This is a genomic window from Isoptericola sp. Y581 (genome assembly GCF_059445475.1).
On record NZ_JCAIUK010000016.1, the window covers coordinates 1 to 5702 of the forward strand.

The window sequence follows — 5702 nt, forward strand, 5'->3', positions numbered from 1 at the left end:
AGGGGTGGGCCTCTCGTGAATAGATGTCCGGCGGCGTCCTACTCTCCCACCCCCTCTCGAGGGCAGTACCATCGGCGCTGAAGGGCTGAGCTTCCGGGTTCGGTATGGGACCGGGCGTTTCCCCTTCGCTATGACCGCCGTAACAATATCGAGTTGTTCGGGTCCCCCCAACTACCCCCGACCCGTTTTCACGGAGCTCAGGGGTCAAGGGGAGTGGTGCCCGTTTCTCGGGAACCGCACAGTGGACGCGTAGCAAGTATTGCTCAACAGTGTTGATGTGTATGTGAAGTTGTCGGCTGATTAGTACCGGTCAGCTCCGACAGTCTTTTGTCCTGTCTTCCACATCCGGCCTATCTACCCAGTGGTCTAGCTGGGTGCCTTCACAGATCACTCTGATGGAAACCTCATCTTGAAGCAGGCTTCCCGCTTAGATGCTTTCAGCGGTTATCCCTTCCGAACGTAGCTAACCAGCCGTGCTCCTGGCGGAACAACTGGCACACCAGAGGTTCGTCCGTCCCGGTCCTCTCGTACTAGGGACAGCCCTTCTCAAGTTTCCTGCGCGCGCAGCGGATAGGGACCGAACTGTCTCACGACGTTCTAAACCCAGCTCGCGTACCGCTTTAATGGGCGAACAGCCCAACCCTTGGGACCTACTCCAGCCCCAGGATGCGACGAGCCGACATCGAGGTGCCAAACCATGCCGTCGATATGGACTCTTGGGCAAGATCAGCCTGTTATCCCCGGGGTACCTTTTATCCGTTGAGCGACGGCGCTTCCACAAGCCACCGCCGGATCACTAGTTCCGACTTTCGTCCCTGCTCGACCTGTCGGTCTCACAGTCAAGCTCCCTTGTGCACTTGCACTCGACACCTGATTGCCAACCAGGCTGAGGGAACCTTTGAGCGCCTCCGTTACATTTTAGGAGGCAACCGCCCCAGTTAAACTACCCACCAGGCACTGTCCCTGATCCGGATTACGGACCGAGGTTAGATGGTCGCTGCGGCCAGAGTGGTATTTCAACGTTGACTCCAACCGACCTGGCGGCCGATTATCATAGTCTCCCACCTATCCTACACAAGCCGCATCGAACACCAATACCAAGCTATAGTAAAGGTCCCGGGGTCTTTCCGTCCTGCTGCGCGTAACGAGCATCTTTACTCGTAGTGCAATTTCGCCGAGCTCGCGGTTGAGACAGCGGAGAAGTCGTTACGCCATTCGTGCAGGTCGGAACTTACCCGACAAGGAATTTCGCTACCTTAGGATGGTTATAGTTACCACCGCCGTTTACTGGGGCTTAAATTCTGGGCTTCACCGAAGTTGACCCGTCCTCTTAACCTTCCAGCACCGGGCAGGCGTCAGTCCGTATACATCGTCTTGCGACTTAGCACGGACCTGTGTTTTTAGTAAACAGTCGCTTCTCCCTGGTCTCTGCGGCCCTCCCCGCTTACCACCGCTAGGGTGTTCACGGTTCAGGCCCCCCTTCTCCCGAAGTTACGGGGGCATTTTGCCGAGTTCCTTAACCACGATTCGCTCGATCGCCTTGGTATTCTCTACCTGACCACCTGAGTCGGTTTGGGGTACGGGCGGCTAGAACCTCGCGTCGAGGCTTTTCTTGGCAGCATAGGATCACCCGATTCCCGCATACGCGGTACCTATCAGTTCTCACCCTCGTGTGGTGCGGATTTGCCTACACCACGGGCTACAACCTTGGACATGGACAACCATCGCCACGCCGGGCTACCTTCCTGCGTCACCCCTGTTAACACGCTTACCTACTACCGGTTCGGGTCCCACGCCGCGCCCGTCGGCGTCACCCGAAGGCGACTATGACGGGTCTGGGGTGGTTAGCATCACCGGGCTCGGTATGGGCGGTTCTTCGCCGGTAGGAGAATATCAACTCCTTGTCCATCGACTACGCCTGTCGGCCTCGCCTTAGGTCCCGACTTACCCAGGGCGGATTAACCTGGCCCTGGAACCCTTGGTCATTCGGCGGACGGGTTTCTCACCCGTCATTCGCTACTCATGCCTGCATTCTCACTCGTGTGGGCTCCACCACTAGGTCACCCTGCAGCTTCACTGCCCACACGACGCTCCCCTACCCACCCACACACCTGAACACCATCCACAAGGGAAGATGCTGGGCTAACGTATGAGTGCCACGGCTTCGGCGGTGTACTTGAGCCCCGCTACATTGTCGGCGCGGAATCACTTGACCAGTGAGCTATTACGCACTCTTTCAAGGGTGGCTGCTTCTAAGCCAACCTCCTGGTTGTCTGTGCAACTCCACATCCTTTCCCACTGAGCACACGCTTAGGGGCCTTAGCCGATGATCTGGGCTGTTTCCCTCTCGACTACGAAGCTTATCCCCCGCAGTCTCACTGCCACGCTATGACTTACCGGCATTCGGAGTTTGGCTGACGTCAGTAACCTGGTAGGGCCCATTAGCCATCCAGTAGCTCTACCTCCGGCAAGAAACACGTGACGCTGCACCTAAATGCATTTCGGGGAGAACCAGCTATCACGAAGTTTGATTGGCCTTTCACCCCTAACCACAGGTCATCCCCCAGGTTTTCAACCCTGGTGGGTTCGGTCCTCCACGCCGTCTTACCGGCGCTTCAACCTGCCCATGGCTAGATCACTTCGCTTCGGGTCTAGACCCGGCGACTGAATCGCCCTATTCGGACTCGCTTTCGCTACGGCTTCCCCACACGGGTTAACCTCGCCACCGAGCACTAACTCGCAGGCTCATTCTTCAAAAGGCACGCCGTCACCCCTGCTAGGGAGGCTCCGACGGATTGTAGGCACACGGTTTCAGGTACTATTTCACTCCCCTCCCGGGGTACTTTTCACCTTTCCCTCACGGTACTAGTCCGCTATCGGTCACTAGGTAGTATTTAGGCTTAGCAAGTGGTCTTGCCAGATTCACACGAGATTTCTCGGGCCCCGTGCTACTTGGGATCCCCTCCACCAGGCCGCACCATTTCGTCTACGGGACTCACACCCACTATGGTCCGCCTTTCAATGCGGTTCGACTATGACACGGCTTTCTTACTGGTTGAAGAGTTGTCAGACTCTTCCAGAAGGTCCCACAACCCCGCATGTGCAACGCCTGACAGCTTGACACACACACGGTTTGGCCTCATCCGCTTTCGCTCGCCACTACTCACGGAATATCTCTTCCTGTCGGTACTGAGATGTTTCACTTCCCGACGTTCCCCCCTGCACCCTATGAATTCAGATACAGGTGACCAGGCATGACCCTGGCCGGGTTCCCCCATTCGGACATCCTCGGATCACAGCTCGTTTGCCAACTCCCCGAGGCTTATCGCAGGCTACGACGTCCTTCTTCGGCTCCTAGTGCCAAGGCATTCACCCTGTGCCCTTAAAAACTTCAACACACTACAATATTTCACAGAGATCAAGAAGACCAGCTGCCGAAGCAACTAGCCTTTTGAACATCTGGGATGCTCGCGTCCACTGTGCAGTTCTCAAGCAACGGACGGACCCGCAGACCACCGGCACGCCTACCCACACCAGAAGCAATCCCCAGAAAGCTCACGCTCCCCAGGGACGACACCCGCTGCAGGCGGTTCACACCCAGCCCACGACCCGTATCCATCAAGACTCACCGACCACCCACCCGAACCCATCCCCCGCCACCCCCACAGGGGCAGAGAAGAACAGCCTACGAGCGAGCCTCAGGCCGGTTGCCTCAGGACCCAACAGTGTGTTTGCGAACCAGACCAACCACGACCACCAGCTTTCCCCCACCCAGCCCCCGAAGGAGCCACGGCCCCCGAAGGGACCCGGCCCCCGAAGGAGCCACGGCGGGTACTCACCAGCCGGCACGCGACCGAACCAGCCCTGCTAGTCAATGTTCCACCCGTGAGCAACCACCAGACGCACGATCGGCGCCTCAGGCGGCCTGCTAGACCCCCCAGCCACCCACCCACACGCCAAAGCATGCGAGCAAACAACCACGAGGTCTCAGATGCTCCTTAGAAAGGAGGTGATCCAGCCGCACCTTCCGGTACGGCTACCTTGTTACGACTTAGTCCCAATCGCCAGTCCCACCTTCGACCACTCCCCCCGGAAAACCGGTTGGGCCATGAGCTTCGGGTGTTACCAACTTTCGTGACTTGACGGGCGGTGTGTACAAGGCCCGGGAACGTATTCACCGCAGCGTTGCTGATCTGCGATTACTAGCGACTCCGACTTCATGGGGTCGAGTTGCAGACCCCAATCCGAACTGAGACCGGCTTTTTGGGATTCGCTCCACCTTACGGTATCGCAGCCCTCTGTACCGGCCATTGTAGCATGCGTGAAGCCCAAGACATAAGGGGCATGATGATTTGACGTCATCCCCACCTTCCTCCGAGTTGACCCCGGCAGTCTCCCATGAGTCCCCGGCATAACCCGCTGGCAACATAGGACGAGGGTTGCGCTCGTTGCGGGACTTAACCCAACATCTCACGACACGAGCTGACGACAACCATGCACCACCTGTACACCGACCTTGCGGGGCACCCATCTCTGAGTGTTTCCGGTGCATGTCAAGCCTTGGTAAGGTTCTTCGCGTTGCATCGAATTAATCCGCATGCTCCGCCGCTTGTGCGGGCCCCCGTCAATTCCTTTGAGTTTTAGCCTTGCGGCCGTACTCCCCAGGCGGGGCACTTAATGCGTTAGCTGCGGCACGGAACTCGTGGAATGAGCCCCACACCTAGTGCCCAACGTTTACGGCATGGACTACCAGGGTATCTAATCCTGTTCGCTCCCCATGCTTTCGCTCCTCAGCGTCAGTTGCGGCCCAGAGACCTGCCTTCGCCATCGGTGTTCCTCCTGATATCTGCGCATTCCACCGCTACACCAGGAATTCCAGTCTCCCCTACCGCACTCTAGTCTGCCCGTACCCGATGCAAGCCCGAGGTTGAGCCTCGGGATTTCACACCAGACGCGACAGACCGCCTACGAGCTCTTTACGCCCAATAATTCCGGACAACGCTTGCGCCCTACGTATTACCGCGGCTGCTGGCACGTAGTTAGCCGGCGCTTCTTCTGCAGGTACCGTCACTTGCGCTTCTTCCCTGCTGAAAGAGGTTTACAACCCGAAGGCCGTCATCCCTCACGCGGCGTCGCTGCATCAGGCTTTCGCCCATTGTGCAATATTCCCCACTGCTGCCTCCCGTAGGAGTCTGGGCCGTGTCTCAGTCCCAGTGTGGCCGGTCGCCCTCTCAGGCCGGCTACCCGTCGAAGCCTTGGTAGGCCATCACCCCACCAACAAGCTGATAGGCCGCGAGCCCATCCCCCACCGAAAAACTTTCCAACACCCACCATGCGGCAGATGCTCATATCCGGTATTAGACCTCGTTTCCAAGGCTTATCCCGAAGTGGGGGGCAGGTTGCTCACGTGTTACTCACCCGTTCGCCACTGATCCGCCCAGCAAGCTGGGCTTCACCGTTCGACTTGCATGTGTTAAGCACGCCGCCAGCGTTCGTCCTGAGCCAGGATCAAACTCTCCGTAAAAGAAGAGAAAACACCACGAACCTCCAAAGAAGCCCGCAGCATTCAACGATACTGGCCAGACCGAGCTGAACTGCTCAATCTGATCCAAAAGAACCCAAAAAGGGTTCAAAAACTTTGGCATTGACTATCAAACACACTGTTGAGTTCTCAAACAACCGACGCACACCCACAAGACCAG

The 5702-nt window shown here is 57.7% G+C and carries 3 rRNA genes; all 3 read right to left on the bottom strand.

Features of this window, described 5'->3' with window-relative positions:
* Positions 1–25: 25 nt before the first annotated feature.
* The 3 genes from rrf to AC1C2W_RS19555 all read right to left on the bottom strand — a co-directional run bounded on the left by rrf (position 26) and on the right by AC1C2W_RS19555 (position 5524).
* Positions 26–142: ribosomal RNA gene (rrf, locus tag AC1C2W_RS19545) — 5S ribosomal RNA — on the bottom strand.
* A gap of 138 nt (positions 143–280) precedes the next feature.
* Positions 281–3397: ribosomal RNA gene (locus AC1C2W_RS19550) — 23S ribosomal RNA — on the bottom strand.
* A gap of 605 nt (positions 3398–4002) precedes the next feature.
* A 16S ribosomal RNA gene (locus AC1C2W_RS19555) occupies positions 4003–5524 on the bottom strand.
* The 16S, 23S and 5S rRNA genes sit together here, the layout of an rRNA operon.
* Between the last annotated feature and the right edge of the window lie 178 nt (positions 5525–5702).